Raw genomic sequence first — 1,425 nt, 5'->3', positions numbered from 1 at the left:
CAGTGGGTGTCTCTGGACTGAAGCTCGGAGGTCTCGATGAGTGAAGAGCGCAGACCCATCGTCATCAAGCGGCCGCGTATCGTCAAAGGGCATCACGGCGGTGGCTGGAAGATCGCCTACGCCGACTTCATGACCGCGATGATGGCCTTCTTCCTGGTGATGTGGGTGATCTCGAATGCCTCGGATGACGACCTGCGGGAAATCTCCGACTACTTCGGTGCACCGCTGGAAGTCTCGCTGCTGGGGGGTGATCGCAATTCGGCCTCCAGCAGTGCCATTCCCGGTGGCGGCTTCATGGCCGAGCAGACCCAGGGCGAGAAGGGCGCTGATCTGCAACGCCTGCAGCGCCAGGCGCTGGCCGATGATTCCCGCATGGCCGCCATTCGCGACGAGATCGACACCACCATGACGCAGCGCATGGCCGATGACGCGGACCTGGCCGAACTGCGTGAGCAGCTTCAGATCGAGTTGACCTCCGAAGGCTTGCGCATCCAGATCACCGATAGCGACCAGCACCCGATGTTCGCGTTGGGCAGCAAGCAACCCTCGCCACAACTGTCGCAGCTGCTTGGCTTGCTGGCGCCGATTCTCAAGCGGCTGCCCAATCATCTGAGCATCACCGGGCATACCGACAATCGTCCCTTCGTCGGTGAAGGCGGCTACGGCAACTGGGAGCTCTCCACCGATCGCGCCAATGCCGCGCGCCGCGTGCTGGGCAACAGTGGGCTGCCCTATGAGCGCATCGTGCGCGTGGTCGGCATGGGCTCGCGCATCAGCCTCGACAGCCAGAACCCCGAGGCCGCCATCAATCGTCGCATCAGCCTGATGGTACTCAGCCAGTCGGCCTATCGCGATATCACCGACAGCAACGGCGTCAATCCCCGGCCCGCCGAGGACATCAACAGCCTGCGCGAGCGTCTCGAGCAGCTGGCAAGCCCGGTACGCGTGACGAATCCCGTCGCTGGCAGTCCTGTCACCGACAGCCCCGTCGCCTCCGGGCTGGACAGCTGAGTGCGCTCAAGGCGCCTCATGTCAGAACTGAAGCGGCGCCGCTTCCCGTGTGATAGCGCAATGACAGCCAGCGAGAACATGCATGGATATCAGTGAGTTTTACGACACCTTCTTCGAGGAGGCGCAGGAGCTGCTGGCCGAGATGGAGCGCCTGCTGCTGGCGCTGGATGTCGAGGCGCCGGATGCCGAGCAGCTCAACGCCATCTTTCGTGCGGCCCATTCCATCAAGGGCGGTGCCGCGACCTTCGGCTTCACGGTCTTGCAGGACACCACCCATCACCTCGAGAACCTGCTGGACCGTGCCCGCCGTGGCGAGTTGCGGTTGAGCATTCAGCATATCGATCGCTTTCTGGAGACAAAGGACATGCTCGACGACCAGTTGGCGGCCTATCGCAATGCCCAGTCCCCCGACCC

Annotated in this window: 2 protein-coding genes; both read left to right on the top strand. The window is 63.2% G+C overall.

The genetic code is table 11. The features are described from left to right. Positions 1-36 precede the first annotated feature (36 nt). Complete coding sequence (motB, locus tag AC4FAH_RS12830) at positions 37-1,011, top strand: flagellar motor protein MotB (protein WP_131432099.1); 975 nt, start codon at positions 37-39, stop codon at positions 1,009-1,011. Positions 1,012-1,093: 82 nt separating this feature from the next. Beyond that, a partial coding sequence (locus AC4FAH_RS12825) for an Hpt domain-containing protein (RefSeq protein WP_490246155.1) occupies positions 1,094-1,425 on the top strand: 332 nt, incomplete at its 3' end.

It is taken from the genome of Cobetia sp. (assembly GCF_983723665.1).
This window is presented reverse-complemented; position numbering and strand designations above follow the sequence as displayed.

Coding starts and splice junctions, on each gene's coding strand:
- motB (WP_131432099.1), top strand. CDS start 37: ATGAGTGAAGAGCGCAGACCCATCGTCATCAAGCGGCCGCGTATCGTC.